Origin of the sequence: Pantoea sp. GABEPS69 (genome assembly GCF_045780835.1) — a bacterium.
GTDB lineage: Bacteria > Pseudomonadota > Gammaproteobacteria > Enterobacterales > Enterobacteriaceae > Pantoea > Pantoea septica.
In genome coordinates, this window is sequence record NZ_CP118618.1 from 4,083,292 (window position 1) to 4,108,877 (window position 25,586).

Below are 25,586 nucleotides of genomic sequence, written 5' to 3' on the forward strand. Positions count from 1 at the left end.
AATTGGAGTCCAACATCATGAATATCAAACAGCCCCAATACATCCGTTCCGCACTTGCCCTGGCGGTCTGCATCGGACTGAGTGGACCGGTTTTGGCCCAATCGGCGGCAAGTCCAAGCGCTGCAGCGCCCTCTGTCGCACCCAAGGCGGCGCAGCCACAAGTAGACGACAAGGCCGCCCAGGAAGCCGAAAAAAAGCGTTCCGAGCTCACTCAGGACGCCATCACGGCGCTCACCAAGACCCAGGAGGCTTTGACCCTCCTTGATGCAAATAAGACCAAGGAGGCGCTCGCTGCGCTGGAACTGGCCACCGGAAAGCTGGAACTGGTATTGGCACGCGACGCCAAACTTGCTTTGGCGCCGGTCGATGTACGCGTCATCACCCATGATATCCACGCCAACGTGGAATCGGTAAAGAAAGCGGTCAAGTTGTCTCGGGAGTTGTTGGGTGATGGCGAGGTGCAAAAGGCCCGGCCCATCGTTGCCAATCTGGCCAGCGAAATCGTGATCGAAACCGACAACCTGCCCATGGCAACGTACCCGGCAGCGATCAAGTCGGCTGCACGGCTCGTCGACAGCGGCAAGATCGACGAAGCCAAAGCAGAGCTCGCCCGAGCACTGAACACGCTGGTGGTCATCCAAGTTGTACTCCCTCTGCCCGTGCTACGGGCCGAGGCCACGATAGCAAAAGCTGAAAAGCTGGCCGAGACTGACAAGCGCGATGCCAAGCAGAACGAGGAGCTCAGCACCTTGCTGTCGTCCGTGCGCACGGAGATCGAGCTGGCGCAAATCCTGGGTTATGGCAAGAAGGAGGACTTCAAACCCATCTTCGATCAGGTGAAGTCCATTGAGCAAAAGTCGGCTGGTGGCAAAAGCGGCAATGGATGGTTCGACGAGTTGAAGACGCGCATCCAAAAGCTGTTTTGAGGTGATGAAGGGGCCGACTGCTCCATCGGTCAGTCTCGCGATATTCGCAGTCGGCCCCAATAGATTCCCCTATTTTCACTATCTCATACGAGGCATATCACCATGAATGAGCAAACATCGAATCCCAACGCGATCAACGAAGGCACGAACGAACAGGCCGCGGTAAGCAGCCTTCCTGCCAGACCAGAGCCCAAGCCTGAAGTCGTCACGGAGGTACAGCCTGAGGTTCAGAAGGAAACGGACTCGCAAGCGGCAGACAAACGTAAACAAGTCCTCGATGAGGCCGTCTCGGCCTTGGCGCTGACCAAATCAGCGCTGGCGGCCCTGGACGAAAAAGAATCCGCGCGAGCACTGGCAACGCTGGCCGAAGTGACGGGAAAGCTGGAGCTGATCGTTGCACGCGAACCCACGCTCGCCCTGGCCCCCGTTGATGTGCGCACCATCGTGCACGACTTGTTCGCCAACACGGAAACCGTTGAGGCGATGACTGACGAGGCGCTGGATGCCCTCAAACATGGCGAGGTGCAACGCGCTCGTCGCGTGTTGGCATTGCTGGCCAGCGAAATCGTGATTGCGGTCACCAACATCCCTCTGGCGACTTACCCGGCAGCCGTGAAATCCGTCGTGCCGCTGATCGATCAGGGCAAGATCGAAGAGGCCAAGGCCGCGCTGCAGTTGGCGCTCGGCACGCTCGTCGAGACACTCAGCGTCATCCCGCTGCCCATCCTGCGCGCCAAACTGCTCGTCAAGCGCGCCGAGACCTTGACAGAAGATGGCCAGCGCAGCGAGGCGTCCGGTGAACGCCTGCAGGACTTGTTAAACGAAGCCCGGCAGCAGTTGGAAATGGCAGAACTGCTGGGCTATGGCAAAAAGAAGGACTTTGAGCCCCTGTACTCTGAACTCAAGAAAGTCAAGGAAAAGACGGCCGGAGGCGGGAGCGGAAAAGGCTGGCTCGATGAAATCAAGGCGAGACTGTCAAAGCTGTTCTAAAACCGCAAGAGAGGGGCGAATAGCCCCTCTCTTCGCCATGAAGGCTTGATTTTCCTGATCTCATGATCCATCAAGGAGATATCGCATGAATGCAAATACCATCGCCGATTCGAATGCGGATAACCCTGCCGATGCCGTGTGTTCACTGACCCAAAATTGGTGGTTGTTTGCGCTGCGCGGCATATTCGCGTTGATTTTTGCAGTCCTCGCATTCTGGATGCCACACTCGGCTTTGTTCGCCATGACGATAGTGTTCGGCGCATTTTCTTTGGTCAATGGTGCGTTCAACCTGGTTGCAGCGGTGCGGCAAATGCGGCAAAAGCAGCGCTGGGGCTGGCTGTTGTTCAGCGGCATCGTCGGCATACTCACCGGTGTCGTTGTGGTAGTTGCCCCTCTGGCTGCCACTTTGGCGTTGGCCTATTTCTTGTGGGTAAGCGTGGCATTCTGGGCAATTTTCACCGGTATGCTGGAGATATCCGCCGCCGTTCGTCTGCGCCGGGAAATCAAGGGCGAGATCTGGCTTGCCCTCAGCGGGCTGCTTTCCGTGCTCCTCGGTGCGATCATCCTATGGATGTTTTTTACCCGCCCGATCGAATCATTTCTGGCCGCGGGCTGGGTATTGGGTTTCCATGCTGCGATCTTCGGTATGACTCTTTTGCTTCTTAGTTGGCGTTTGCGCAAAGCGCGTCAGCGGTAAGGGCGTGAAAAACCAAACCGTAAGATCATCTTTGAAAATCAACATATCCAATCACCCGGGTCCACTCACCTGGGCGGACAACCCTAAAGGGCTTGAGCATGCGTATACAATATAGCTATCGACTCGTCGAAAAAGAATTTCATGAACCTTGGCGAATGTCTGTAGAAAAAGCGGTTGAACCCGCTCTCAAGCCGCTGATCGAAAAGCGCTCCGAAGATTCGGTACGTCTTCAAATCGTCCTCGAACGCGCGAAAAAAGGATCTCGCTTAACGGTCAGTGGCCACATGCACTTGCCGGGCAAAAAAATCGTCAGCGTCACTGCATCGCATAACGATCTGACGCCTCTCGCGCACATGCTAGCGCAGGCGTTGTTCCGGCAGGCCAAGAAGCACTTTGATCGGCTGAGCGCTCAGGATCAAATCAAGCGTAAGGCGCGTCGTGAACGCTTGCGCGAGCTCAAGGCGCGGATCGACACTCAACCTGCCTCTGTCGTCCAGCAAGCACGCGGGATAATCGAGACGCTGCTGCCGAAGGTTGAGGCCGTTGCGCAACGCGAGTTGGCTTATCTGCATGCCGCCGGTGATTTGCCTCGCGATTATCCGACGCTGCACGACGTGGTGGACGAAGCGATTGCTCTGGCTGAATCGGTATGGACATCCGTTCCAGAAGAAAATGCCGCTTACCTCGATCTTTTGAAACATCTTTTTGCCGTCATTGATCGCGAAGTGGCAAACAGCCGGCAATATGGCGAGGCCGTTTCGCTGGATGCGCCGGTCGAAGCGGATGCGCAGGACATGGCGGAGGCCATGGTAGAGGAAGAGTTCTACGAGTTTTATCAGCCTGATGACGCACTCAGCCTGGCCGACGTCATGGCTGATAGTCGGCTTCCCGACCCAGCAGCAATCGCCGAACAGGAGGAAATTGGTGACAGATCGAGCGAATTCGCATTTGCATTCGACCTGATGAAGGGTATGCCGCACTTGTGGCGCCGCATTTTTCTGCTTATCCGGGTGGATGGGCTGGATGCAGGCTGCGCTGCTGAAATCCTGCGGATGCCTAATAAGATAGATGCTGTCAGAGCGGGGCTCATTCAAGCCGAAGCCTTCATTGCGGCTCACGTGGAAGATGCCGGCGTGAGCGAAGACGGGAACGATTGGATCAAAGGCGTAAATTGGTCGGCGATGTCGGTGATCCGAAGCGAGGCAACCTCACCGCAGTCCAAGGAAGCGAACCATGAAAAATGAACTCCACATCGTCTGCCCACATTGCCAGTCCATCAACAGCGTGCCGGCCGCCAAGCTCGCGGATCGTCCCAACTGCGGCCGCTGCCAGCAGCCCTTGTTCACCGGCGAGCCCATCGAGTTGACGACGGCGACGTTCTCGCACCACGTGGAGCGCAGCGATCTGCCGCTGCTGGTCGATTTCTGGGCGCCCTGGTGCGGGCCGTGCAAGATGATGGCGCCGCAGTTTCAACAAGCCGCGCGCCAGCTCGAACCCGGGATCAGGCTGGCAAAGGTGAACACCGAGGCTGAGCCCCACCTGGCCGCGCAGTTCGGTATCCGCAGCATTCCGACGCTCGCCCTGTTCCAGGGCGGACGTGAGATCGCCCGCCAGGCAGGCGCCATGGGCTCGCAGGACATCGTGCGCTGGGCCTCTGCACAGGTGGGACGCTGACCGATGCAGGATTTGCTCGGCACTACCCTGATCCTGCTGGCGGCGTGCAGCCTCGCGGTGGTGGCGACGGCGGCGTTCAGAGTACCCGCCTTGCTGGGTTACCTCGCCGTCGGCGCCTTGCTGGGCCCCTCGGTCAGCGGTGTGATCGCGCCGGGAGAGGCGTTGACTTTCATATCCGAACTGGGTGTGGCCCTGCTGCTGTTCATGGTCGGACTGGAATTCTCGCTGGGGCACTTCTGGCTCACTCGCAAGACCGTACTGGCGTCCGGCAGCTTGCAGATGGTCGTCGTGGCCGCGCCACTGACCCTGGTGCTGATCGGGTTGGGTCAGCCAGCTCAGAGCGCTGCACTGCTCGGCGCCGCAGCGGCCATGTCGTCCACGGCGCTGGTCAGCCGACAGCTGGCCGACCAAGGCGAGCTCACCACCCGCCACGGCCGCAGTGCCATCGCCGTGCTGGTCTTTCAGGACCTGGCCAGCGTGCCCCTGCTGGCCCTGCTGGCGATCTGGGCGCGCGGCGACTCGCCGAAGATCGAGAGCGTGCTGCTCGAAGTGTTGGGCGTGCTGGTGTTGTTCGCGGCAGCGGCGGTTGCCTCGCGTCGTCTGTTGCATGGCCTGCTGGGCTGGGTGGCGCGGCAGGGCCACGAAGAATCCTTCGTGCTGGTCTCCTTGTGCGTGGTCGTGGCGGCAGCCGCTGCTGCACACGCCGTCGGCGTATCCGCCGCCCTGGGGGCCTTTCTCGCCGGCATGGTCCTGGGCGAGAGCGACTTCCGGCACCACATGGAAAGCCACCTCAAGCCCTTTCGTGATGTGCTGTCGGGCCTGTTCTTCGTGACCATTGGCCTGCAGCTGGACACCGCGCAGATCGTGGCCGCACCGCTGGCGGTACTGGGTTGGCTGTTGGCCTTGGTGCCTCTCAAGATGGGGCTGAACTTTCTGGCGCTGCGCGCAACCCGCCTGTCGGCGCTCGACGCCTGGCGCGCAGGCATCGTGCTGGGTCATGGCGGCGAGTTTGCGCTGCTGCTCCTGGGCATGGTCATGCAGCAGCACCTGATCGCCGCCACCATGGTGCAACCGATGCTGGTGGCGCTGGTGTTGAGCATGGGGTTGGCACCGCTCCTGATCCGACACCATGACCGATGGGCGCGGGCTTTCAGCCGCTCGGGCGCACTCGGTCAGCCACCGCAGGCCGAAGAAGGCGAAGTCGCCGAGCGGGCGCGGTCGTTACGCGACCATGTGATCATCTGTGGGGCGGATGACGTCGGGCTGCTGCTGAGCCGAACGCTGCGCCTGGCAGGCATACCGCATTTGCTGCTGGAATCGGACCGCCAACGGGTCGAAGCGGGGCGTGCGATGGGGGCGCCGGTGTCGTATGGCGATGCCAGTCGGCTCGACACCCTGGCCGCCGCCGGATTGGCCCATGCCCGCCTGGTGGTGCTGACGTTTGCCCGTCCGCAGACGGCCCTGCGTATCGCTCAGGCGGTTCTCGACCGCCGCCTGAGCTTGTCCGTGGTGGTGGCCACTGAGCGCGTAACGGATGCCCAGCTTTTGCGTAATCTGCCCAATGTCAGACTGTACCCGTTGTACCTGGCTGCGGGACTGGGACTGGCCGAGCAGGTACTGTTGATGTTGGGCATCAACGCCGACCAAGTCGACCACCGGATCGAGGAATTACGGCAGACACTCAGTGAGTCAGGTGGGGATAGACCATGAACGGGCCGACCATTTGACTGATGGTGTCGCTACTTGCCAATATTGGCATGGCGGTTGCGCTATGGCGTTTTGTTCGTACCAATCGCCAGAGGCGTGACGAGCTGAAGCATCGCCAACAAGCGCAAATCGATGACAAGGAACGGATCGCCATCGCCCTGGAGGGCGCAGGGCTGGGATTCTGGGAGTGGGATATCGCTACCGACAGCTTCAGGCTTTCTGCCCGCAGTCTGGCGATGTTCGGCTTGACCTCCGACGAGGAGGTTGGCGCCACCCATGCCGCATGGCAAGCGCGTACTCACCCGGAGGATTTGCCGGTCGCTCTGGCAAAGGTGCGCGCTTACCAAGAAAACCCGTCGGAGCGATTGGAGTGCGAGTACCGCGTTCGTCATCGATCTGGCGTTTGGATTTGGGTGCTGGATCGCGGCCGTTGGCTGGGTGGCGCGGGCAGGCAACTGATAGTCGGCACTCTGCTCGACATCTCTTCTCGCAAGGAAATGGAGCAGCAGTTGCTGCGTATGGCGATCACCGACCCCTTGACCGGCTTGTCGAACCGGCGGGCTTTTAACGAACGATTACAGCTGGAATGGGAGCGCCTCAAACGCAGCACCGAGATACAAGCAGCACTTGTGCTCTGCGACATCGATCACTTCAAGCGTATCAATGACACCTATGGACACGGATGCAGCGATGAGGTGCTCAAGCACTTTGCTTCACGGTTGAGGGAACATGTTCGCGCAACCGACATGGCTGCCCGGATTGGGGGGGAGGAATTCGCTGTGTTGTTGGAAGCGGCATCGATAGAAGACGCCCAAGTATGGGCGGAGCGATTTCGTCAGGACACTGCGGCGACAGCGGTGGTGTGTGGAGAGGTGTCGATCAGCTATAGCGCCAGCATGGGGGGAGGCTCTCCTTGACCCCCGTTTGCACTCTGTCGAGCAGGTGATGCAGCAGGCGGACAGCGCGCTCTACCAGGCAAAAAGACAAGGGCGCAACCAAGTTGTGGGTGCACAAGTATTTCAGAATTGAGAGGAGTGGCGATGAAGGAAAAGCAAGCAGACCCGATCAAAACATTTCGCGCCCAATGGGCAGTGATGACGTTCTACGAGCGCTTCGAACAGGTGATCGCGCTCGCGCTGTCCGCAATCATTGCCGTGATTATCGTGGTCTCGCTGCTGCAGCTGATCTCGATCGTCTTCAGCCTGCTGATCATTGATGCGTTCAATCCGCTCGATCACAAGGTCTTCCAGACCGTGTTCGGCATGATCATGACGCTGCTCATCGCCATGGAGTTCAAGCATTCCATCGTGCGGGTGGCCTTGCGGCGCGACAGCATCATCCAGGTCAAGACGGTGATCCTGATCGGGCTGATGGCCCTGGCGCGTAAATTCGTGATCCTCGACCCGGAGACCGGCCCCGCCAAGGTCGCGGCGCTCGCAGGCGCGACACTGGCCCTCGGGGCGACTTACTGGCTGCTGCGCGAGCGCGATGACCGGACAGCCGGGGAAAGCTCAGATGATCAGTCGTGATCTGCGCCACGCGCAGAATGTCGGCGCGCGGCATCGCTGGCTCAATCGCCTGCAAACCGCGCTGTTGGTGCTGACCCTGCTCGGGATTGCCGCCGTCGCTGGCAGCCTGCTGTTGGGTGACGGCGGGCTTTGGCTGGCGCTTGCGGCCGCGGGGTTCACCCTGCTGCTCGAACCGGCGGCCGCCTCCGGGCTGACCTTGCGGCTGTATGGCGCACGCCCCCTGCACCCGGATGAAGCGCCCGATCTTTGGGCTGTGTTGCGCGGAACTGGCGGCGCGGGCCGGGCTGCCTGCCGTGCCGGTACCGCACTACGTGCCCAGCGGGGTCGTCAACGCCTTCGCCACCGGTTCGAAGCATCACGCGGCCATCGCGCTGACCGACGGCCTGTTGCGTAGCCTCACGCCCCGCGAGTTGACCGGCGTGCTCGGCCACGAAATCGCGCATATTGCGAACGAGGATTTGCGTGTCATGGGCTTGGCCGATTCCATCAGCCGGCTCACCCATCTTCTGGCCTTGTTGGGGCAGCTTGCGATCGTGCTCAGCTTGCCAGCGCTATTGCTTGGAGTCACGGAAGTCAATTGGCCCGCGTTGCTTCTACTGGCGGTCGCGCCACAGCTGGCCTTGCTGGCTCAGTTGGGCTTGTCCAGGGTGCGCGAATTCGACGCCGACCGGCTCGCTGCCGAATTGACCGGCGACCCGCACGGGCTGGCCTCGGCGCTCGCCAAGATCGAGCGGGTGAGCCGCTCCTGGCGCGCCTGGCTGCTGCCCGGATGGGGCAATCCGGAACCCTCCTGGTTGCGCACGCATCCGGCGACGGCTGAACGCATTGAGCGCTTGCTGGAACTTGCTCCGCCGCCCGCGATGCCGCCGTTTCCATCGGCCCGTTTCGTCCCCGAGGTGACCGTATCACCACGTCCGCCACGCTGGCGCACCGGCGGCCTTTGGCGCTGATTTCAACATGGAGAATGACGTGACCTACCCCGACCCCTACAGCCGCCCGGCGCCGGATCGATTCATCCGGCGCTGGCTCGTCATCACTGGCTGCATCGCCGCACTCATGCTGCTGTGGCAGTTCCTGCCCGCCATCGAAGCCTGGTTCAGTCCCCACGAAACGCAGGAGCGCACGGTGACGCCGCGCGGCGACCTGGCCGCCGACGAAAAAACCACCATCGAGCTGTTCGAGAAATCGCGCGGGTCGGTGGTTTACATCACCACGGCACAACTAGGCTCTGTACGTAAACCCAAGAAATACGATTTTCTGTAAAATACACCGCCATTAAAGCCAGGAGGCCAAGATGGCAAAGCGGTATGAACTCCCCGACGCAGCCTGGGATCTGGTTGCAGATATCTTCACCAAAAATCAGCGCACCGGGCGCCCTCGGGCCGATGATCGCCTGATGCTAAACGGTATTCTCTGGGTGCTTTGCTCTGGCGCAGCCTGGCGAGACATGCCCGAACGATTCGGCCCTTGGTCAACGATCTATCAACGGTTCCGGGGATGGCGTGATTGCGGAGCTTTTGATCAGATGCTCAAGCGTCTTCATATCCGATTGAATGAGCAGGGTTTGATTGACTTGGAAACATGGATGATCGACTCCACTGCCGTACGAGCAACCCGGGCCTCATCAGGTGCCGGGAAAAAAGGGGATTTGAAGAACCGCAAGACCACGCGCTCGGGCGCAGCCGGGGTGGCCTGACGACCAAGATTCACATGCTGTGCGACGCCAATGGTGTGCCTCTGCGTTTCCTGTTGTCAGGCGGACAAGCCAGCGATATAGCCTATGCCCAACCGCTACTCGATCAGGCTTGCATACCCAGCCTGCGCGGTCGCCCACGCAAGCGTTGCCGCTGGTTGCTGGCTGACAAGGGTTACGACGCTGAAGCGCTGCGCCAGTATTGTGATCGTTATCGCATGCAGCCAGTCATTCCGTTGCGAAGCATGAAGCGCAAAACCAAGCCAGGATTGCCTCGACTTTTTGATCGCCCCAAATATCGGCAGTGCAACATCATCGAACGCATGTTTGGCTGGCTGAAGGAGAACCGTCGCATCGTGACGCGCTTCGACAAGCTCGCAACAAGTTTTGCGGCGATGGTCTCATTGGCCTGCGCTATGCGGTGCTTGCGACAATACTTTACGTACAGAGCCTAGTGCGTGACGTCTGGTCGCGCAATGTCTTTTCCGTGCCGCGCGGCACCGGCTCCGGCTTCATCTGGGACGATGCCGGCCACGTGGTGACCAACTTCCACGTGATCCAGGGGGCATCGTCTGCCACGGTCAAACTGGCCGACGGTCGCGATTATCAGGCTGCGCTCGTTGGCGCCAGTCCTGCGCACGACATCGCGGTACTCAAGATTGGCGTCGGCTTCAAGCGCCCGCCGGCGGTGCCGGTGGGCACCAGTGCCGATCTCAAGGTGGGGCAAAAGGTCTTTGCCATTGGCAATCCCTTCGGGCTCGACTGGACGCTCACCACCGGCATCGTCTCGGCGCTTGACCGCACCCTTTCCGGCGACGCCAGTGGCCCGGCCATTGACCACCTGATCCAGACCGACGCCGCTATCAACCCCGGCAATTCCGGTGGCCCGCTGCTCGATTCGGCTGGGCGGCTGATCGGCATCAATACCGCCATCTACAGTCCGTCTGGCGCCTCGGCCGGCATCGGCTTTGCGGTGCCGGTCGATACCGTCATGCGCGTGGTGCCGCAACTCATAAAGACCGGCAAGTACATCCGTCCGGCGCTGGGCATCGAGGTGGATGAGCAGCTCAACGCGCGTCTGCAGGCGCTGACCGGCAGTAAGGGCGTATTCGTATTGCGCGTGACGCCGGGCTCGGCGGCGCACAGGGCCGGGCTCGTCGGCGTCGAGGTCACCGCAGGCGGCATCGTGCCCGGCGATCGCGTTATCAGCATCGACGGTATCGCCGTCGACGACGTCACCACATTACAGGCCCGGCTAGACGACAAGAACGTTGGAGATGTTGTGGTCTTGTTAGTGGAGCGGGCCGGCAAGACTCGCGAGATGCTTGTGGAACTACAACCGGGAGTTTGATGGAAAGTGGGTCATGGATCTGCACAGCGAAGCAGCCAAGCGACTTCAGCCTTGCGCCGAACTACGAGCCCTAGCTAGTGCAGTGGGGGGAAGGCTGTTTAGGTTAAATGGATATAAGGGAGTCATTTTTGATTGTGTTTTTAAAAGAAGGTGTTGATTTTTTTGGGTAAGCATTTAGGGCGTCCAAGGGTTGGAGCAGTTGGCACGGATGAGAGAGCTCAATGCTCGCTAGGGATTGGATCTATGTGTTTTTTCTGACTGACTGCTTACATGTTGGAACGGGCAACATCGGAAAAGGATGAATCTTTATTTTCACCATTTACCGTATTTTTCGAGCCTGGGCGAAAATTAGGATGATACTTTAGCGCCCTTAATCACTCTCCCATGAAAGGCAAAACGATCCAGTCTCGGGTGTAAGTGCTCACAACATACTGATATAAAAGGGATTTTTTATGAATAGGAGAGCGCGCGACGTTTCTCTCTGTTTTTAGGGTTAGGATGAAACTTTATTTGCATCCCACAGCCCTTTTACTTTTTGTTCGCTGTCATATAACTGTCACATTTCCTACATTTCACTGTCATCAAACTGTCCTATTTTCCCTCCTGCAGCAATCACTGACTCCAACTACAACGGCTCCGAGCCTGAGATTAACTCCCCTGGAGGGAACATGACACTGATGCGTAGCACCGTAGCCCGAATCCTTACCGCCACTCTCGCCGTAAGCGCGGTTTCTGCCTTTGCAGCCACCGATCTGACAGGCGCGGGCGGTACTTTCCCGGCGCCGGTTTATGCCAAGTGGGCAGCAGAATATCAGCAAGCCACCGGTAGCAAAATCAACTACCAGGGCATTGGTTCATCCGGCGGCGTTAAGCAGATTATCGCGAAAACCGTGGATTTTGGCGCGTCAGATGCGCCGATGAAAGATGAAGACCTGCAGAAAAACGGCCTGTTTCAGTTCCCGACCGTCATTGGCGGCGTCGTGCTGGCCGTCAACATCCCGGGCGTGAAATCAGGCGAACTGACGCTCGACGGCAAAACCGTCGGCGATATCTATCTGGGCAAAATCAAAAAGTGGAACGACGCGGCGATCGCTAAGCTGAACCCGGGCGTGAAACTGCCAGATACCAACATCAACGTGGTGCGCCGCGCGGATGGTTCCGGTACCTCATTCGTCTTCACCAGCTACCTGGCGAAGGTCAACGAGGAGTGGAACAGCAAAATCGGCAAAGGCAACACCGTTAACTGGCCGGCCGGTCTGGGCGGCAAAGGCAACGACGGCGTCGCGGCGTTTGTACAGCGTCTGCCGGGTTCAATCGGCTATGTCGAATACGCCTATGCCAAGCAGAACAACCTGACCTACACCAAACTGGTCGATGCCGACGGCAAGCCGGTCGCGCCAAGCGAAACCAGCTTCTCTAACGCGGCGAAAGGCGCAGACTGGAGCAAATCCTTTGCGCAGGACCTGACCTTCCAGAAAGGTAACGATGCGTGGCCGATCACTTCCACCACCTTCATCCTCGTCTATAAAGATCAGGCGAATGCCGAGAAGGGCAGCGAAGTGCTGAAGTTCTTCGACTGGGCGTACAAAAACGGCGACAAAACCGCAATCAGCCTGGACTACGCCACTCTGCCGGATAGCGTAACCCAGCAGATCCGCGACGCCTGGAAAGCCAATATCAAAGACAGCTCTGGCAAAGCGCTCTACCAGTAAGCGAACAACTCCGGCCGGACGCGCGTCCGGCCAGATCGAAAAGGGCGGCCTCACGCCGCCCTGACAACCTCTGAAGAATGAGACTTCTATGGCTGCAACGAAGCCGGCATTCAAAGCCCCCGGTAAGCAAGGTGACATGATTTTCGGCGCGCTGGTTAAACTGGCTGCGCTGATTGTCCTGTTGCTGTTGGGCGGCATTATCGTCTCCCTGATTTTCTCCTCCTGGCCAAGCATCCAGAAATTTGGGTTTTCCTTCCTGTGGAACAAAACCTGGGATGCGCCGAACGAAGAATTTGGCGCGCTGGTGCCGATCTACGGCACCCTCGTGACCTCGCTGATTGCGCTGATTATCGCCGTGCCGGTGAGCTTCGGCATCGCGCTGTTTCTGACGGAGCTTTCGCCTGGCTGGCTGCGCCGTCCGCTCGGCACCGCCATTGAGCTGCTGGCGGCGATCCCCAGCATCGTTTACGGCATGTGGGGCCTGTTTATCTTCGCGCCGCTGTTCGCCGAATATTTCCAGACGCCGGTCGGCGAAATTATGTCGAACATCCCCTTTGTCGGCGCGCTCTTTTCCGGTCCGGCCTTCGGCATCGGCATCCTGGCGGCGGGCGTCATTCTGGCGATCATGATCATTCCTTACATCGCCTCGGTGATGCGCGACGTGTTCGAGCAGACGCCGGTAATGATGAAAGAGTCTGCCTACGGTATCGGCTGCACCACCTGGGAAGTGATCTGGCGCATCGTGCTGCCGTTCACCAAAAACGGCGTGATTGGCGGCGTGATGCTCGGCCTGGGACGGGCGCTGGGCGAAACCATGGCGGTCACCTTTATCATCGGCAACACCTACCAGCTCGACAGCCCTTCGCTGTTTATGCCGGGCAACAGCATCACTTCCGCGCTGGCGAACGAGTTCGCCGAAGCCGAGTCGGGCGTGCATGTCGCCGCGCTGATGGAGCTGGGACTGATCCTGTTCGTGATCACCTTTATCGTGCTGGCCATTTCCAAATTAATGATCCTGCGCCTTGCGAAAAGTGAAGGAGCGCGCTCATGACGACGATTGAACTGCAGGCTCGCGCCGAACTGGACGCGTCACGCCGCAAAATGCAGGCCTGGCGCAGCACCAAGAATAAGATCGCGCTGGCGCTGTCGCTGCTGACCATGGCCTTCGGCCTGTTCTGGCTGGTGTGGATCCTGTTCACCACCGTGACGCGCGGCGTGGACGGACTCAGCTGGTCGCTGTTTACCGAATCGACGCCGCCGCCCAATACCGCCGGCGGCGGTCTGGCCAACGCCCTGGCGGGCAGCGGCCTGCTGATTTTGTGGTCGACGGTGATCGGCACGCCGCTGGGCATCCTTGCGGGCGTCTATCTGGCGGAATATGGCCGCAAGTCGGCGCTGGCGGAAGTGATCCGTTTTATCAACGATATTCTGCTTTCGGCGCCGTCGATCGTGGTGGGCCTGTTCGTTTACACCATCGTAGTGGCGCAGATGCATCACTTCTCCGGCTGGGCGGGCGTCATCGCGCTGGCGCTGCTGCAGATCCCTATCGTTATCCGCACCACCGAAAATATGCTGCGGCTGGTGCCGGACAGCATGCGTGAAGCGGCCTACGCGCTCGGCACGCCGAAGTGGAAGATGATCTCGGCGATTACGCTGAAGGCGTCGGTATCGGGCATTCTGACCGGCGTGCTGCTGGCAATCGCTCGTATCGCGGGCGAAACCGCGCCGCTGCTGTTTACCGCGCTGTCGAACCAGTTCTGGTCCACCGACATGATGCAGCCGCTGGCGAACCTGCCGGTCACCATCTTTAAGTTCGCGATGAGCCCCTTTGCCGAGTGGCAGAGCCTGGCCTGGGCGGGCGTGCTGATTATTACGCTCTGCGTGCTGCTGCTGAATATTCTGGCGCGCGTAATCTTCACCAAGAGCAAACACGGTTAACCTTCGGCGCTGCCTGGCGCGGCGCCGTTTAAGAGAGACGAGCAATGAGTATCGCGACTTCCAACAGCGGTAAAATTCAGGTGCGTAACCTGAACTTCTATTACGGCAAATTTCACGCGCTGAAAAACATCAACCTGGACATCGCGAAGAACCAGGTCACCGCGTTTATCGGTCCTTCAGGCTGCGGCAAATCCACCCTGCTGCGCACCTTTAACAAGATGTACTCGCTCTATCCCGATCAGCGCGCCGAAGGCGACATTTTGCTGGATGGCGACAACATTCTGGCCTCTAGCCAGGATATCGCCCTGCTGCGCGCGCGCGTCGGCATGGTGTTCCAGAAACCGACCCCTTTCCCGATGTCGATCTACGACAATATCGCCTTTGGCGTGCGTCTGTTCGAAAAACTGTCGCGTGCCGATATGGATGAACGCGTGCAGTGGGCGCTGAGCAAAGCGGCGCTGTGGAATGAAACCAAAGACAAGCTGCATCAGAGCGGATACAGTCTCTCTGGCGGCCAGCAACAGCGTCTGTGCATCGCGCGCGGCATCGCCATTCGCCCGGAAGTGCTGCTGCTGGACGAGCCCTGCTCGGCGCTGGACCCGATCTCGACCGGCCGTATCGAAGAGCTGATCACCGAGCTGAAGCAGGACTACACCGTGGTGATCGTGACGCATAATATGCAGCAGGCGGCGCGCTGTTCCGACCATACCGCCTTTATGTATCTGGGCGAGCTAATTGAGTTCAGCGATACCGATCGGCTGTTCACCAAACCGGCGCAGAAACAGACCGAAGATTACATTACCGGCCGCTACGGCTGATTTCAGGAGATAAACATGGATAACCTCAATCTGAACAAGCATATCTCCGGTCAGTTCAATGCGGAGCTGGAACATATTCGCACCCAGGTGATGATTATGGGCGGCATGGTGGAGCAGCAGCTCACCGACGCTATCACCGCGATGCACAATCTTGACGGCGAGCTGGCGCAGCGCGTGATCGACGGCGACCAGAAAGTCAACATGATGGAAGTGGAGATCGATGAAGCCTGCGTGCGCATCATCGCCAAACGCCAGCCCACCGCCAGCGACCTGCGTCTGGTCATGGCGATTATCAAAACCATCTCCGAGCTGGAGCGTATCGGCGACGTAGCGGAAAAAATCAGCCGCACCGCGCTGGAGAAATTTGGTCAGCAGCATATGCCGCTGCTGGTGAGTCTGGAGTCGCTGGGCCGTCATACCGTAGAGATGCTGCACGACGTGCTGGACGCCTTCGCGCGTATGGATCTGACCGAAGCGATCCAGATCTACCGCGAAGACAAAAAGGTCGACAAAGAGTACGAAGGCATCGTGCGTCAGCTGATGACCTACATGATGGAAGATCCGCGCACCATCCCGAGCGTGCTGACTGCGCTGTTCTGCGCCCGCGCTATTGAGCGCATCGGCGATCGTTGTCAGAACATCTGCGAAATCATCTTCTACTTCGTAAAAGGTCAGGATTTCCGCCACGTCGGCGGCGATAAGCTGGATGAGCTGCTCTCCGGCGACGACGGCTCCAATAAACCCTCCTGATGATTCTCCGCCGTGCGCTGGCTGGCGCACGGCCCGCCGCTTTTTCTGTCCCACGCAACCGTTTCCTTTATATACTTGGCGCACTTTTACTTTATCAAGGTGCTGATTCATGTCTCTTTCCCGCAGTAAGCAGAGCGTAACGCCTGCAAAGGCGATGCTGGCCGCGGTCAGCGGTTACGCGATGGATGGATTCGATCTGCTGATCCTGGGATTTATGCTGCCGGCGATTAGCCTGTCGCTGGCGCTGGATCCGTCGCAGGCGGGCTCGCTGGTTACCTGGACGCTGATTGGCGCGGTGGTGGGCGGTATTCTGTTCGGCCATCTCAGCGATCGTTTTGGCCGCATTCGCATCCTCACCGTCACCATTCTGATGTTCTCGATTTTCACCGGACTGTGCGCGGTGGCGCAGGGCTACTGGGATCTGCTGGCATACCGCACGCTGGCGGGCATGGGGCTGGGCGGCGAGTTCGGCATCGGCATGGCGCTGATTGCCGAAGCCTGGCCGGCGGAAAAGCGCAACCGCGCCTCGGCGTGGGTCGGCATCGGCTGGCAGCTTGGCGTGCTGCTGGCGGCCTTTATCACGCCGCCGCTGCTGGGCGTCATCGGCTGGCGCGGCATGTTTCTGGTCGGTCTGCTGCCCGCGCTGTTCTCGTTTGTGCTGCGGCGCAGCATGGGCGAGCCGGAGGCCTTTACCCGACAGGCGAAACTGACGCCGTCGCTGTCGTTCGCCGCGCGCCTGAAAATGCTGGTGCAGGATCGCGCCACCGCGAAAGCGAGCCTCGGCATCTTTATCCTGACGTCGGTGCAGAACTTCGGCTATTACGGGCTGATGATCTGGATGCCGAGCTATCTCTCCGCTAACTTCGGCTTTAGCCTGACCAAATCGGGATTATGGACCGCCGTCACCGTGGTCGGCATGACCTTCGGCATCTGGCTGTTCGGCGTGCTGGCGGACCGCTTTGCGCGCTGGAAAATTTTCCTGCTTTATCAGTTCGGCGCTGTGGCGATGGTGGTGATCTACGCGCAGCTGCGCGATCCCACCGTGATGCTGTTTACCGGCGCCCTGATGGGGATGTTCGTCAACGGCATGATTGGCGGCTATGGCGCGCTGATCTCCGACACTTTCCCGCCGCAGGCGCGCGCCACGGCGCAGAACGTCTTGTTCAACCTCGGGCGCGGCGTCGGCGGTTTCGGCCCGCTGGTGATTGGCCTGCTGGCGGCGAAAATTTCGTTTGCCGCGGCGATTACCCTGCTGGCGCTGATCTACCTGCTGGATATCGTCGCCACGCTCTTTTTGCTGCCGAAAAAGCAGGGTAACGACGATTCGCTGGGCGCGATTGGTTAAATCGCGGGGGATGAGTCGGCGACCAGCTGCCAGCCGCGCGCGCGCCACAGCGCGGGCAGCTCGGCCATATCGGTAAAGCGCGTCACCAGCGGGTGATCGATTTCAGGGTTGTGCGCGTCCGCGCAGTAGTAAAATACCGGGATGCCCGCCGCGATGCCGGCGCGGGCGCCCGCTTCGGAATCGTCCACCAGAATGCAGCGCTCGACAGGCACCTGCATCTGTTCGGCGGCGTAATGCATCAGCGCGGGATCGGGCTTCCAGCGCGAGATGTCGTAGCCGCTGTAGAGGCGATCGCGAAACCAGGGCAGCATGCCGGTCAGCCCCAGCGAGTGCTGCATCTTCTTTACCGTGCCGTTGGAGACGACGCACATCGGCACGGTTATTTTCTCTACCAGCGCTTTCGCGCCGGGAATTTCCGTCAGCGACGCGTCGAACAGGCGCGCCACCTCGGCGCGGTAGTCGGCCTCAAACGTCGCCTGCGGCAGCGTGGCGTGATGCGTTTCTCCGACGTCGCGAATAATATCGTAGAGCTGGACGCCTTTGTACTTTTCGAACATCTCCTGTAACGAGCAGCTAATTCCGTAGCGGGCGAAGGTGTTGACGTACGCCTGGGTGCAGAGCAATTCGCTATCTACCAGGGTGCCGTCGCAGTCAAAAAACACGCACTCTACTGCCATCTGTCGCTATCCTTCTGTTTTCGAGAGAGCACACACTTTAACCTAATCGACGCAGATTGCGATCCCGGAAACGGTTGCGAAAAATCATTGTATTGCCGCTGTAAAGCGGTCAGGATACGCGCCGAGTTCTTTTCATCAGGATCGTTGGCATGAGTAAACAAGGCCTTTTGCAGCGCGTTTTTAAGCTGCAGGAACATGGCACTACGGTGCGCACCGAAGTTATCGCCGGTGTCACCACTTTCCTGACGATGGTCTACATCGTCTTTGTTAACCCGCAGATTCTTGGCGTGGCAGGCATGGATACCCAGGCGGTATTCGTCACAACCTGTCTTATCGCCGCATTCGGCAGTATTTTGATGGGCCTGTTCGCCAATCTGCCGGTGGCGCTGGCGCCGGCGATGGGGCTCAACGCCTTTTTCGCCTTCGTGGTGGTCGGCGCGATGGGCTACTCGTGGCAGGTGGGGATGGGCGCCATTTTCTGGGGCGCGCTGGGGCTGCTGATCCTGACGCTGCTGCGCGTGCGCTACTGGATGATCGCCAATATCCCGCTGAGTCTGCGCGTCGGCATCACTGCCGGTATCGGTTTGTTTATCGCCATGATGGGGCTGAAGAACGCCGGCATCATCGTTGCGAATCCCGATACCATCGCTGCGGTCGGCAATCTCACCTCGCACAGCGTACTGCTCGGCGCGCTAGGCTTCTTTATCATCGCCATTCTGGCATCGCGCAATATCCATGCGGCGGTGCTGATCTCGATGGTGATCACCACGGCTATCGGCTGGGCGCTGGGGGATGTGAAATTTGTCGGTCTTTTCTCCACGCCGCCTGCGATCGGCAGCGTGGTCGGGCAGGTGGATATCAAAGGCGCGTTCAATATCGGCATGGCGGGCGTTATCTTCTCCTTTATGCTGGTTAACCTGTTCGACTCTTCCGGCACCCTGATCGGCGTCACCGACAAAGCGGGCCTGACCGATGAGACAGGCACGTTTCCGCGCATGAAGCAGGCGCTGTTTGTCGATAGCTTCAGCTCAGTGACTGGCGCGCTGGCAGGTACCTCGTCAGTGACCGCTTACATCGAGAGTTCGTCCGGCGTGGCGATCGGCGGCCGCACCGGCCTGATGGCGGTGGTGACCGGCGTGCTTTTTCTGCTGGTAATGTTCCTGTCGCCGCTGGCGGCGATGGTGCCAGGCTATGCGGCTGCGGGCGCGCTGATCTACGTCGGCGTGCTGATGACCGCCAGCCTGTCGCGCGTGCGCTGGGACGATCTCACCGAAGCGGTGCCGGCTTTCGTCACCGCGGCGATGATGCCGTTCAGCTTCTCGATTACCGAAGGTATCGCACTGGGCTTTATCGCCTACTGCGTGATGAAGCTGGGCACCGGCCGCTGGCGCGAGATCAGCCCCTGCGTGGTGGTCGTGGCGCTGCTGTTCGTGTTGAAAATCGCCTTTATCGACGCGCATTAAGAAGACGGCTCGGGCTCTATCGCAAACCGCAGAGTCGTCTGCAAGCGGGCGAGATGAACCGAAGAGCAAAGCGTCACGCGCCATGGATGGCGCGGGCCGAGCTGGCAGGGATGCCGTTTTTTGCGTCTTTGCGATCGGTTCATCTCGCCCGCGTTGGCACCATTGCCCCGTAAAAAAAGCCGCTTAAGCGGCTTTTTTTATACCTCTGGATGGAGGCTGCGCTCCCGCGGCGAGCTGGCCAGACGCAGCGTGCGCGGTCCGATATTGGGCTTGCTCATCTCTACGTCGCGCAGCGCATGCCACTCACGCGAGGCGTCAATTTCCCACAGGTGCAAACGCTGAGTTGCGGGCGACAGAGCGCATGACCACACCAGCGTCGGCTCGGCGTCGCACACCGCCTGAATATCGGGGTAGCTCGTCGAGCGCAGACGGCCGGCCGCGGGCTGCAGCCGCAGCGAGGCCATATTATCGTTACCTTCGCCGGTCAGCTTGAGAATGCTCTGGCGCAGCGTCCAGATTTGCGTCACCGCCTCCATAAAATCCTGTTGCGCATTGATCCAGGCGCGCTCGCCCGACGTAAGCGACTGCATCAGCTGCTCCTGCGTCTGGCGGCTATGGGCGCGCACGATCTCCATATCCAGGCCGGCGCGTCCGCCCTCTTCGGCCAGCAGCACGCCGACCATATTGCCGGCATAGGCGATGCTGAAATCGGGCAAATCGCGATCGGCAAAGGCGGGGCGGCCGTTGCTGTGGGTAACGAGAGCAGGAAGGGTGCTGATACCGTAAACGCGCAGCATCAGCTGCGCCAGCATCAGGCGAGCAAGCAAAAAACGGCCGCGGTATTTGTCAGGCAGCTGTCGCGCCTGATCGATGACATCCTGCGGCATGCGCATGGCGTCGGCGACAATGCCGCGATCGCCCATCCAACGTACAAAATGACCCGCCATCTGTCGCTCCGTGAAAATGGTCACTTAATCATCAGGGCGCATTGTAAGAATTTTCTGAGCATATTGCATCTGACATGCAACAGAATGACGCATATTCAGAATCGGCTGATAAAAAGCGGCGGGAAAAGAGAGGCCGCTACGCGCTTGCGCAGCGGCGGGTTACCGTCAGGCCAGTTTGCACGCCTGGTCAAAACGCAGACGCGGCAGACGCGGATGCAGCTTCTCGCGATCGCCATAGCCGAGGTTGATTAACATATTCACCTGCCAGCTGCTGCCGGCGAAGAATGCCTCGTTGACTTTTGAAGGATCGAAACCTGACATCGGGCCGGCATCCAGCCCGAGCGCGCGCGCGGCCAGGATCAGATAGCCCGCCTGCAGGCTGCTGTTGCGAAAGGCGGTCTCTTTCACCAGTTCCGGGCTGCCGGTAAACCAGCTGCGCGCATCGGCGTGCGGAAACAGCTGCGGCAGCCGATCGTAAAACGCCATATCGTGGGCGACGATGACCGTCACCGGCGCGGTCATGGTCTTTTCTACATTGCCGGATGAGAGCGCCGGCTTCAGCTTCTCTTTGCCTTCCTGCGAGGTGACAAATACAAAGCGGCCTGGCGAGCAGTTGGCCGAGGTCGGACCAAGCGCAGTCAGCGCGTAGAGCTGCTCCAGAATGCCGTCTTCAAGGGGCTTGTCCTGCCAGTAGCTATGAGTGCGGGCTTCGTTAAATAATTGGTCGAGCGCGGTGTTGTCGAGCGGTGTATGCATTCTACTCTCCTTGGTCAGGCGGAAGCAGCCGCCTGAGACATGCCATTGTGAAGGCGTATCCGGGAAAACCGGTGCTTATCGTTTATACCCCAATGGCGATTCGTCGCCAAATAGCAAAGGTGCAAACAGGCGGCGTTTGGCTGAGGAGAGGGGCGAAAGTGCACAAATTGACGCTGTTTCCGATCATTTCCCAATACAGAAGCTGGAAAATATCCGTCCCAGCAAATCATCGGAGGTAAACTCGCCGGTGATCTCGCTTAGCGCCTGCTGCGCCAGCCGCAGCTCTTCCGCCAGCAGTTCGCCTGCCCACGCGCCCAAAAGCTGCGCCTTGCCCTGCTGTAAGTGAGTAGCTGCTAACTCCAGCGCCTGAAGATGACGCCGACGCGCCAGGAAGCCGCCTTCCATATTGCCGGAAAAGCCCATCGACTGTTTCAGATGGTCGCGCAGCGCATCCACGCCCGCGCCGGTGCGCGCCGAAAGACGAATAAGTGAGTGATGATTTACTTCTGTCAGACCCAGCGTTTCGCCAGTGACGTCCGCCTTATTGCGCACGACGGTAATCGGCAACGCAGCAGGCAGGCGCGAAACGAAGTCGGGCCAGATCTGCGCCGCTTCCGTGGCGTCGGTGGTGGTGCCGTCTACCATGAACAGCACGCGATCCGCCTGCTCGATCTCCTGCCAGGCGCGCTCGATGCCGATACGTTCGACTTCGTCGCTGGCCTCGCGCAGCCCGGCGGTATCGATGATATGCAGCGGCATGCCGTCGATATGAATATGTTCGCGCAGCACGTCGCGCGTGGTGCCGGCGATATCGGTAACGATTGCCGCTTCGCGTCCCGCCAGCGCATTCAGCAGGCTCGATTTACCCGCATTTGGCCGACCTGCGATCACCACTTTCATGCCTTCGCGCAGCAGGCTGCCCTGACGCGCTTCGGCGCGTACGGCGTCGAGATCGACGATTACCTCATCCAGCTGCGCTTCGATTTTACCGTCGGAAAGAAAATCGATCTCTTCATCGGGGAAGTCGATAGCCGCTTCGACGTAGATGCGCAGGTGGGTCAGCGCCTCTACCAGCTGGTTGATGCGAATCGAAAAGGCGCCCTGCAGCGAATTGACCGCAGAACGCGCCGCCTGCTCGGAGCTGGCGTCAATCAGATCGGCGATCGCCTCGGCCTGCGCCAGGTCGAGCTTGTCGTTGAGAAAGGCGCGCTCGGAAAACTCGCCCGGCTGGGCGATGCGCACGCCAGGCAGCGCCACGATGCGCTTCAGCAGCAGATCGAGGATCACCGGGCCGCCGTGGCCCTGCAGCTCCAGCACATCTTCGCCGGTAAAGGAGTTCGGGCCGGGAAACCACAGCGCGATGCCCTGATCCAGCACGCTGCCGTCAGCGTCTTTAAACGGCAGATAATCAGCGTAGCGCGCCTTCGGCAGCTTGCCGAGCACCTGCTGTGCCACCTCGGCAGCGCGCGCGCCGGAGATACGCAAAATACCGACGCCGCCGCGTCCGGGAGGCGTCGCCTGGGCGACGATAGTATCGCTGTGGCTCATGGAATTTTCTCTCACTAAAAAATAAGGCGGTCTTATTGACCGCCTCAGGGTAAACCAGATTGTCAGACGAGCGTAAGCGCGTTACGCCTTCTTCTTGTCGCGGCTGTGCAGACCGCGTTTTTCCAGCCCGCGATAAATCAGCTGCTGCTGGAGAATGGTCACCAGGTTGCTGACGATGTAGTACAGCACCAGACCTGACGGGAACCACAGGAAGAACACGGTAAAGATAACCGGCATATAGGTCATGATCTTCTGCTGCATCGGATCGGTCACGGTGGTCGGTGACATCTTCTGAATGAAGAACATGGTGATGCCCATCAGAATCGGCAGGATGTAGTAGGGGTCCTGCGCCGACAGGTCATGGATCCAGAGGATAAACGGCGCGTGGCGCAGCTCCACCGAACCAGACAGCATGTAATAAAGCGCAAGGAAGATCGGCATCTGAATCACCAGCGGCAGACAGCCGCCCAGCGGGTTGACCTTCTCCGCTTTATAGAGCGCCATCATCTCCTGGCTCTGCTTCTGCTTGTCGTCGCCCAGGCGCTCACGCATCGCCTGAATCTTCGGCTGCAGCATGCGCATTTTCGCCATCGAGGTGTACTGCGCCTTCGTCAGCGGGTACATGATACCGCGCACGATAAAGGTGATGACGATGATGGAGAAGCCCCAGTTGCCGATAAAGCTATGGATAAACTTCAGCAGCTTAAACAGCGGCTGAGAGATAAACCACAGCCAGCCGTAGTCGACGGTCAGGTCGAGATGCGGCGCGACGGCAGCCATCTTGTCCTGAATTTCCGGTCCGACCCACAGCGTTGCGCCCAGATCCTGCTGCTGACCCGCAGCTACGGTGACCGGCGCGGATTTGTAGCCGATCGCCGCAATGCCGTTGCCCAGGTTGCTGGTATAGAGCGAATTATTGCCAGCGGTACGCGGCACCCATGCGGTAGCGAAGTACTGCTGCAGCATCGCAACCCAGCCGTTGCTGGTGGTGGCGTTGAGGTTTTCGTTATCCGCGATGGTATCGAATTTGTACTTTTCGTACTTCTCTTCGCTGGTGGAGTAGGCCGCGCCGCGGAAGGTGTGCAACGCAAAGTTGTTGCTGCCGGTATCGCGGTGCTTAGGCAGGTCGATGGTCTGCTTCAGCTGACCGAACAGCGACACTTCCAGCGGCTGCTGCGTGGTGTTGTTAACGTTATAGTTCACGTCCACCGCGAATTCGCCGCGTTTGAAAACGAAGGTTTTGGTGTAAACCACGCCGTTTTCCGCGGTGTAGGTCATCGGCACGCGCAGTTCGGTCTGGCCGTCGGCCATTTCGAAGTGATCCTGTGCGGCGGTGAACAGCGGACGCGCGCCGTTGTTCGGGTTATCCGGACCGTTGCGGCCAGTGAGCCCGCTCTGTGCCTGATAAACGAAGGATGGCGTGGTCTCCAGCAGCTGGAACGGCTGGTCGGAACCCAGTTTGTCCGGGTAGGTCAGCAGCTGAGCTTGCTCGACATCGCCACCGCGGGTGTTGATATTCAATGACAGGACATCAGTCTTAACGGTGATCGTTTTGCCCTGGCCGCTGGCCGGTACGCCCTGGCTGGCGGCATCACCTGCTGCGCTGTTGGTGTTTTGCGTGGTCTGGGTCTGCTGCGGCTGCGGAGCGTGGTCCGTTTGCCAGGCTTGCCAGATCATGAAAGACACGAACAGAAAAGCGATGAGAAAAAGATTGCGTTGCGAATCCATCGTTAATGTTCTCTGGTATCAAAGGTTTTTTGGCGGCACAGGATCGTCACCACCCGGGTTCAAAGGGTGGCATTTTAATACGCGTTTGAATGTCAACCAACTGCCTTTTATCAGGCCAAACCTGCGTAACGCCTCAATTCCATAATGAGAGCAGGTTGGCTGAAACCGACAGTGTGGTCCCAGCAAGGGGCTGATGCCGCGCTGATAGACGCGGATCAGGACGATCAGGAGCCGCGCGCCAGGCGACAGTGACGACGCCATAACTTCTCCAACGCTTCCGCCAACATACGGTTGTCGAGATCGGCAATCCCCTTTTTCGCCACAACGACGAAATCCATCGCCGGCAGTTCATGCTGAAGCAGACGAAAGCTTTCGCGGGTCAAACGTTTGATCCGGTTGCGTTCGTGCGCGCGCTTGACGTGCTTTTTAGCGACGGTAAGACCGATGCGGGGATGCCCCAGCGAATTAAGGCGGCCGAGGATGGTGATTTGCGGCGTGCCAGCCCGTTGTGGCTGCTGGAAGACGAAAGTGAAATGAGTGGGAGTTAACAAACGTAACTCCCTGGGAAATGCGAGCTTAACCACGAGGGTTAGCTTTTATTACTTAGAAACGGTCAGACGAGAACGGCCTTTAGCACGACGACGTGCCAGAACCTGACGACCATTTTTGGTTGCCATACGAGCACGGAAGCCGTGAGAACGGTTGCGCTTCAGTACGGACGGTTGAAAAGTGCGTTTCATGGCGATTTCTACCTAAACTTGAAAAATTTCACTGGGTGACGCGTTTTTGGGCCAGTAAAACGACCGACGCCTCAATGTGTCTTTAATAAAGAGGCGGGATTGTAATAATTGTACAGTCCGGAGTCAATTTACTTCGCTGGTCGCGGTACCTGGAAGCCCGGATACAGCCCGCTGAGTCCGGGCATTGGGCATAACGCGACAACGCCGGGGGAAGAATTATACGGTCTCCGCTTTAAAGCGCAAGGATCCCGCGGGATCTTCTTACGATCGGGCCGATGAAAATTACCGCAAAAACGAGAGGCCGCCTGAAAAACCGTCTCTTTTCCGACGATCCCCGCAGCTTTTTTCGCCAGCAGGCGTAAACTGTTTTACCTGTCCACGGCCTGTGGATAAAAAGGATCAAAACTGTGTAGAAAGTGAAGATCTCTGCCTCGCTTTGCGCTATGATCCGCCCTTCCGCTGACGATCCGGTCGCGATCCCAGGGACGGAAACCGCTGATAGCGGTCGCAGGCGCTTTCTACCGTCTGTGTCAAAAATGAACGTTTCTTTATTAGCGCCTACTATTTCTTATCGATTTTGTACAAGTGGAGTCCGCC

The 25,586-nt window shown here is 59.2% G+C and carries 24 protein-coding genes and 4 pseudogenes; 20 read left to right on the forward strand and 8 right to left on the reverse strand.

From position 1 onward, the window contains the following. Positions 1-17: 17 nt before the first annotated feature. The 19 genes and pseudogenes from yfdX1 (at position 18) to PVE98_RS19830 (ending at position 17,130) form a co-directional block, all read left to right on the forward strand. Positions 18-926, forward strand: a complete 909-nt coding sequence (yfdX1, locus tag PVE98_RS19740) for a heat resistance protein YfdX1 (RefSeq protein ID WP_233985785.1) — start codon at positions 18-20, stop codon at positions 924-926. Positions 927-1,028: 102 nt separating this feature from the next. Then, complete coding sequence (locus PVE98_RS19745) at positions 1,029-1,916, forward strand: YfdX family protein (RefSeq protein ID WP_016782891.1); 888 nt, start codon at positions 1,029-1,031, stop codon at positions 1,914-1,916. 85 nt (positions 1,917-2,001) lie between these two features. Further along, the gene (locus PVE98_RS19750; protein WP_000993372.1) at positions 2,002-2,613 is read left to right on the forward strand and encodes an HdeD family acid-resistance protein; all 612 of its coding nucleotides are present in this window, start codon (positions 2,002-2,004) and stop codon (positions 2,611-2,613) included. A gap of 98 nt (positions 2,614-2,711) precedes the next feature. Further along, positions 2,712-3,857 carry a hypothetical protein gene (locus PVE98_RS19755; RefSeq protein WP_407568538.1) on the forward strand — a complete coding sequence of 382 codons (1,146 nt, stop codon included), beginning with the start codon at positions 2,712-2,714 and terminating at the stop codon, positions 3,855-3,857. Then, positions 3,847-4,287 carry a heat resistance system thioredoxin Trx-GI gene (trx-GI, locus tag PVE98_RS19760; protein WP_180246352.1) on the forward strand — a complete coding sequence of 147 codons (441 nt, stop codon included), beginning with the start codon at positions 3,847-3,849 and terminating at the stop codon, positions 4,285-4,287. The genes PVE98_RS19755 and trx-GI overlap by 11 nt, the downstream gene beginning before the upstream one ends. Positions 4,288-4,290: 3 nt before the next feature. After that, complete coding sequence (locus PVE98_RS19765) at positions 4,291-5,997, forward strand: cation:proton antiporter (RefSeq protein WP_034113490.1); 1,707 nt, start codon at positions 4,291-4,293, stop codon at positions 5,995-5,997. A gap of 20 nt (positions 5,998-6,017) precedes the next feature. After that, positions 6,018-6,911, forward strand: a complete 894-nt coding sequence (locus PVE98_RS19770) for a GGDEF domain-containing protein (protein ID WP_176464243.1) — start codon at positions 6,018-6,020, stop codon at positions 6,909-6,911. 28 nt (positions 6,912-6,939) lie between these two features. Further along, a complete protein-coding gene (locus PVE98_RS19775) occupies positions 6,940-7,023 on the forward strand; it encodes a hypothetical protein (protein ID WP_193759561.1) in 84 nt (27 codons plus the stop codon). 11 nt (positions 7,024-7,034) lie between these two features. Then, positions 7,035-7,523 (forward strand): phosphate-starvation-inducible PsiE family protein, encoded by a 489-nt coding sequence (locus tag PVE98_RS19780; RefSeq protein ID WP_047290147.1) that lies wholly within the window; start codon positions 7,035-7,037, stop codon positions 7,521-7,523. After that, positions 7,510-8,473, forward strand: a pseudogene (locus PVE98_RS19785) (zinc metalloprotease HtpX). Before PVE98_RS19780 ends, PVE98_RS19785 begins: the two are co-directional and overlap by 14 nt. A gap of 19 nt (positions 8,474-8,492) precedes the next feature. Further along, positions 8,493-8,747 (forward strand): annotated as a pseudogene (locus tag PVE98_RS19790) (2-alkenal reductase); the annotation flags it as partial. A 70-nt stretch (positions 8,748-8,817) separates the two neighbouring features. After that, a protein-coding gene (locus PVE98_RS19795) for an IS5 family transposase (protein WP_180246351.1) occupies positions 8,818-9,671 on the forward strand; the annotation gives its coding sequence in 2 pieces (ribosomal slippage) (positions 8,818-9,159 and positions 9,162-9,671; 852 coding nt in all). Further along, a pseudogene (locus PVE98_RS19800) lies at positions 9,668-10,567 on the forward strand (S1C family serine protease); the annotation flags it as partial. The gene PVE98_RS19795 and the pseudogene PVE98_RS19800, both read left to right, overlap by 4 nt. A gap of 668 nt (positions 10,568-11,235) precedes the next feature. Beyond that, positions 11,236-12,279 carry a phosphate ABC transporter substrate-binding protein PstS gene (pstS, locus tag PVE98_RS19805; RefSeq protein ID WP_096072284.1) on the forward strand — a complete coding sequence of 348 codons (1,044 nt, stop codon included), beginning with the start codon at positions 11,236-11,238 and terminating at the stop codon, positions 12,277-12,279. 88 nt (positions 12,280-12,367) lie between these two features. Beyond that, positions 12,368-13,330 carry a phosphate ABC transporter permease PstC gene (gene pstC / locus PVE98_RS19810; protein WP_033755417.1) on the forward strand — a complete coding sequence of 321 codons (963 nt, stop codon included), beginning with the start codon at positions 12,368-12,370 and terminating at the stop codon, positions 13,328-13,330. Next, positions 13,327-14,217 carry a phosphate ABC transporter permease PstA gene (gene pstA, locus PVE98_RS19815; RefSeq protein ID WP_033755419.1) on the forward strand — a complete coding sequence of 297 codons (891 nt, stop codon included), beginning with the start codon at positions 13,327-13,329 and terminating at the stop codon, positions 14,215-14,217. Before pstC ends, pstA begins: the two co-directional genes overlap by 4 nt. A gap of 44 nt (positions 14,218-14,261) precedes the next feature. After that, positions 14,262-15,035: a phosphate ABC transporter ATP-binding protein PstB gene (gene pstB / locus PVE98_RS19820; RefSeq protein ID WP_033755421.1), complete on the forward strand. Its 774-nt coding sequence runs from the start codon at positions 14,262-14,264 to the stop codon at positions 15,033-15,035. Between the two features lie 15 nt (positions 15,036-15,050). Beyond that, the gene (gene phoU, locus PVE98_RS19825) at positions 15,051-15,785 is read left to right on the forward strand and encodes a phosphate signaling complex protein PhoU (RefSeq protein WP_033755423.1); all 735 of its coding nucleotides are present in this window, start codon (positions 15,051-15,053) and stop codon (positions 15,783-15,785) included. 109 nt (positions 15,786-15,894) lie between these two features. Then, the gene (locus PVE98_RS19830) at positions 15,895-17,130 is read left to right on the forward strand and encodes an MFS transporter (RefSeq protein ID WP_033755424.1); all 1,236 of its coding nucleotides are present in this window, start codon (positions 15,895-15,897) and stop codon (positions 17,128-17,130) included. On the opposite strand, the gene yieH is transcribed toward PVE98_RS19830, so the two are convergent. Continuing rightward, positions 17,127-17,807: a 6-phosphogluconate phosphatase gene (gene yieH, locus PVE98_RS19835; RefSeq protein ID WP_096072283.1), complete on the reverse strand. Its 681-nt coding sequence runs from the start codon at positions 17,805-17,807 to the stop codon at positions 17,127-17,129. The two genes, PVE98_RS19830 and yieH, sit on opposite strands and share 4 nt — an antisense overlap. Positions 17,808-17,956: 149 nt before the next feature. Here yieH and PVE98_RS19840 point away from each other — a divergent pair, with 149 nt between their 5' ends. After that, positions 17,957-19,270: an NCS2 family permease gene (locus PVE98_RS19840; protein ID WP_096072282.1), complete on the forward strand. Its 1,314-nt coding sequence runs from the start codon at positions 17,957-17,959 to the stop codon at positions 19,268-19,270. Between the two features lie 197 nt (positions 19,271-19,467). Here the strand turns inward: PVE98_RS19840 and PVE98_RS19845 are convergent, their stop codons facing one another. The 7 genes and pseudogenes from PVE98_RS19845 to rpmH form a co-directional block, all read right to left on the reverse strand. Further along, positions 19,468-20,217 (reverse strand): 4'-phosphopantetheinyl transferase superfamily protein, encoded by a 750-nt coding sequence (locus tag PVE98_RS19845; protein ID WP_096072281.1) that lies wholly within the window; start codon positions 20,215-20,217, stop codon positions 19,468-19,470. Between the two features lie 165 nt (positions 20,218-20,382). Beyond that, on the reverse strand, positions 20,383-20,973 hold the full coding sequence (locus PVE98_RS19850) for a malonic semialdehyde reductase (RefSeq protein ID WP_096072280.1): 591 nt from the start codon (positions 20,971-20,973) through the stop codon (positions 20,383-20,385). A gap of 183 nt (positions 20,974-21,156) precedes the next feature. Continuing rightward, a complete protein-coding gene (gene mnmE, locus PVE98_RS19855) occupies positions 21,157-22,521 on the reverse strand; it encodes a tRNA uridine-5-carboxymethylaminomethyl(34) synthesis GTPase MnmE (protein WP_033755437.1) in 1,365 nt (454 codons plus the stop codon). Positions 22,522-22,602: 81 nt separating this feature from the next. After that, the gene (gene yidC / locus PVE98_RS19860) at positions 22,603-24,249 is read right to left on the reverse strand and encodes a membrane protein insertase YidC (RefSeq protein ID WP_033755440.1); all 1,647 of its coding nucleotides are present in this window, start codon (positions 24,247-24,249) and stop codon (positions 22,603-22,605) included. A 2-nt stretch (positions 24,250-24,251) separates the two neighbouring features. Beyond that, a pseudogene (yidD, locus tag PVE98_RS19865) lies at positions 24,252-24,510 on the reverse strand (membrane protein insertion efficiency factor YidD). Continuing rightward, on the reverse strand, positions 24,474-24,833 hold the full coding sequence (rnpA, locus tag PVE98_RS19870) for a ribonuclease P protein component (protein WP_033755442.1): 360 nt from the start codon (positions 24,831-24,833) through the stop codon (positions 24,474-24,476). The pseudogene yidD and the gene rnpA overlap by 37 nt, the downstream one beginning before the upstream one ends. Before the next feature lie 15 nt (positions 24,834-24,848). After that, positions 24,849-24,989: a 50S ribosomal protein L34 gene (gene rpmH / locus PVE98_RS19875; RefSeq protein WP_003849659.1), complete on the reverse strand. Its 141-nt coding sequence runs from the start codon at positions 24,987-24,989 to the stop codon at positions 24,849-24,851. Between the last annotated feature and the right edge of the window lie 597 nt (positions 24,990-25,586).

Coding starts and splice junctions, on each gene's coding strand:
- pstS (WP_096072284.1), top strand. CDS start 11,236: ATGACACTGATGCGTAGCACCGTAGCCCGAATCCTTACCGCCACTCTC.
- trx-GI (WP_180246352.1), top strand. CDS start 3,847: ATGAAAAATGAACTCCACATCGTCTGCCCACATTGCCAGTCCATCAAC.
- yfdX1 (WP_233985785.1), top strand. CDS start 18: ATGAATATCAAACAGCCCCAATACATCCGTTCCGCACTTGCCCTGGCG.
- PVE98_RS19830 (WP_033755424.1), top strand. CDS start 15,895: ATGTCTCTTTCCCGCAGTAAGCAGAGCGTAACGCCTGCAAAGGCGATG.
- PVE98_RS19770 (WP_176464243.1), top strand. CDS start 6,018: ATGGTGTCGCTACTTGCCAATATTGGCATGGCGGTTGCGCTATGGCGT.
- PVE98_RS19765 (WP_034113490.1), top strand. CDS start 4,291: ATGCAGGATTTGCTCGGCACTACCCTGATCCTGCTGGCGGCGTGCAGC.
- PVE98_RS19750 (WP_000993372.1), top strand. CDS start 2,002: ATGAATGCAAATACCATCGCCGATTCGAATGCGGATAACCCTGCCGAT.
- PVE98_RS19745 (WP_016782891.1), top strand. CDS start 1,029: ATGAATGAGCAAACATCGAATCCCAACGCGATCAACGAAGGCACGAAC.
- PVE98_RS19755 (WP_407568538.1), top strand. CDS start 2,712: ATGCGTATACAATATAGCTATCGACTCGTCGAAAAAGAATTTCATGAA.
- yieH (WP_096072283.1), bottom strand. CDS start 17,807: ATGGCAGTAGAGTGCGTGTTTTTTGACTGCGACGGCACCCTGGTAGAT.
- pstA (WP_033755419.1), top strand. CDS start 13,327: ATGACGACGATTGAACTGCAGGCTCGCGCCGAACTGGACGCGTCACGC.
- PVE98_RS19780 (WP_047290147.1), top strand. CDS start 7,035: ATGAAGGAAAAGCAAGCAGACCCGATCAAAACATTTCGCGCCCAATGG.
- mnmE (WP_033755437.1), bottom strand. CDS start 22,521: ATGAGCCACAGCGATACTATCGTCGCCCAGGCGACGCCTCCCGGACGC.
- yidC (WP_033755440.1), bottom strand. CDS start 24,249: ATGGATTCGCAACGCAATCTTTTTCTCATCGCTTTTCTGTTCGTGTCT.
- phoU (WP_033755423.1), top strand. CDS start 15,051: ATGGATAACCTCAATCTGAACAAGCATATCTCCGGTCAGTTCAATGCG.
- pstB (WP_033755421.1), top strand. CDS start 14,262: ATGAGTATCGCGACTTCCAACAGCGGTAAAATTCAGGTGCGTAACCTG.
- PVE98_RS19850 (WP_096072280.1), bottom strand. CDS start 20,973: ATGCATACACCGCTCGACAACACCGCGCTCGACCAATTATTTAACGAA.
- pstC (WP_033755417.1), top strand. CDS start 12,368: ATGGCTGCAACGAAGCCGGCATTCAAAGCCCCCGGTAAGCAAGGTGAC.
- rpmH (WP_003849659.1), bottom strand. CDS start 24,989: ATGAAACGCACTTTTCAACCGTCCGTACTGAAGCGCAACCGTTCTCAC.
- PVE98_RS19775 (WP_193759561.1), top strand. CDS start 6,940: ATGCAGCAGGCGGACAGCGCGCTCTACCAGGCAAAAAGACAAGGGCGC.
- PVE98_RS19845 (WP_096072281.1), bottom strand. CDS start 20,217: ATGGCGGGTCATTTTGTACGTTGGATGGGCGATCGCGGCATTGTCGCC.
- PVE98_RS19840 (WP_096072282.1), top strand. CDS start 17,957: ATGAGTAAACAAGGCCTTTTGCAGCGCGTTTTTAAGCTGCAGGAACAT.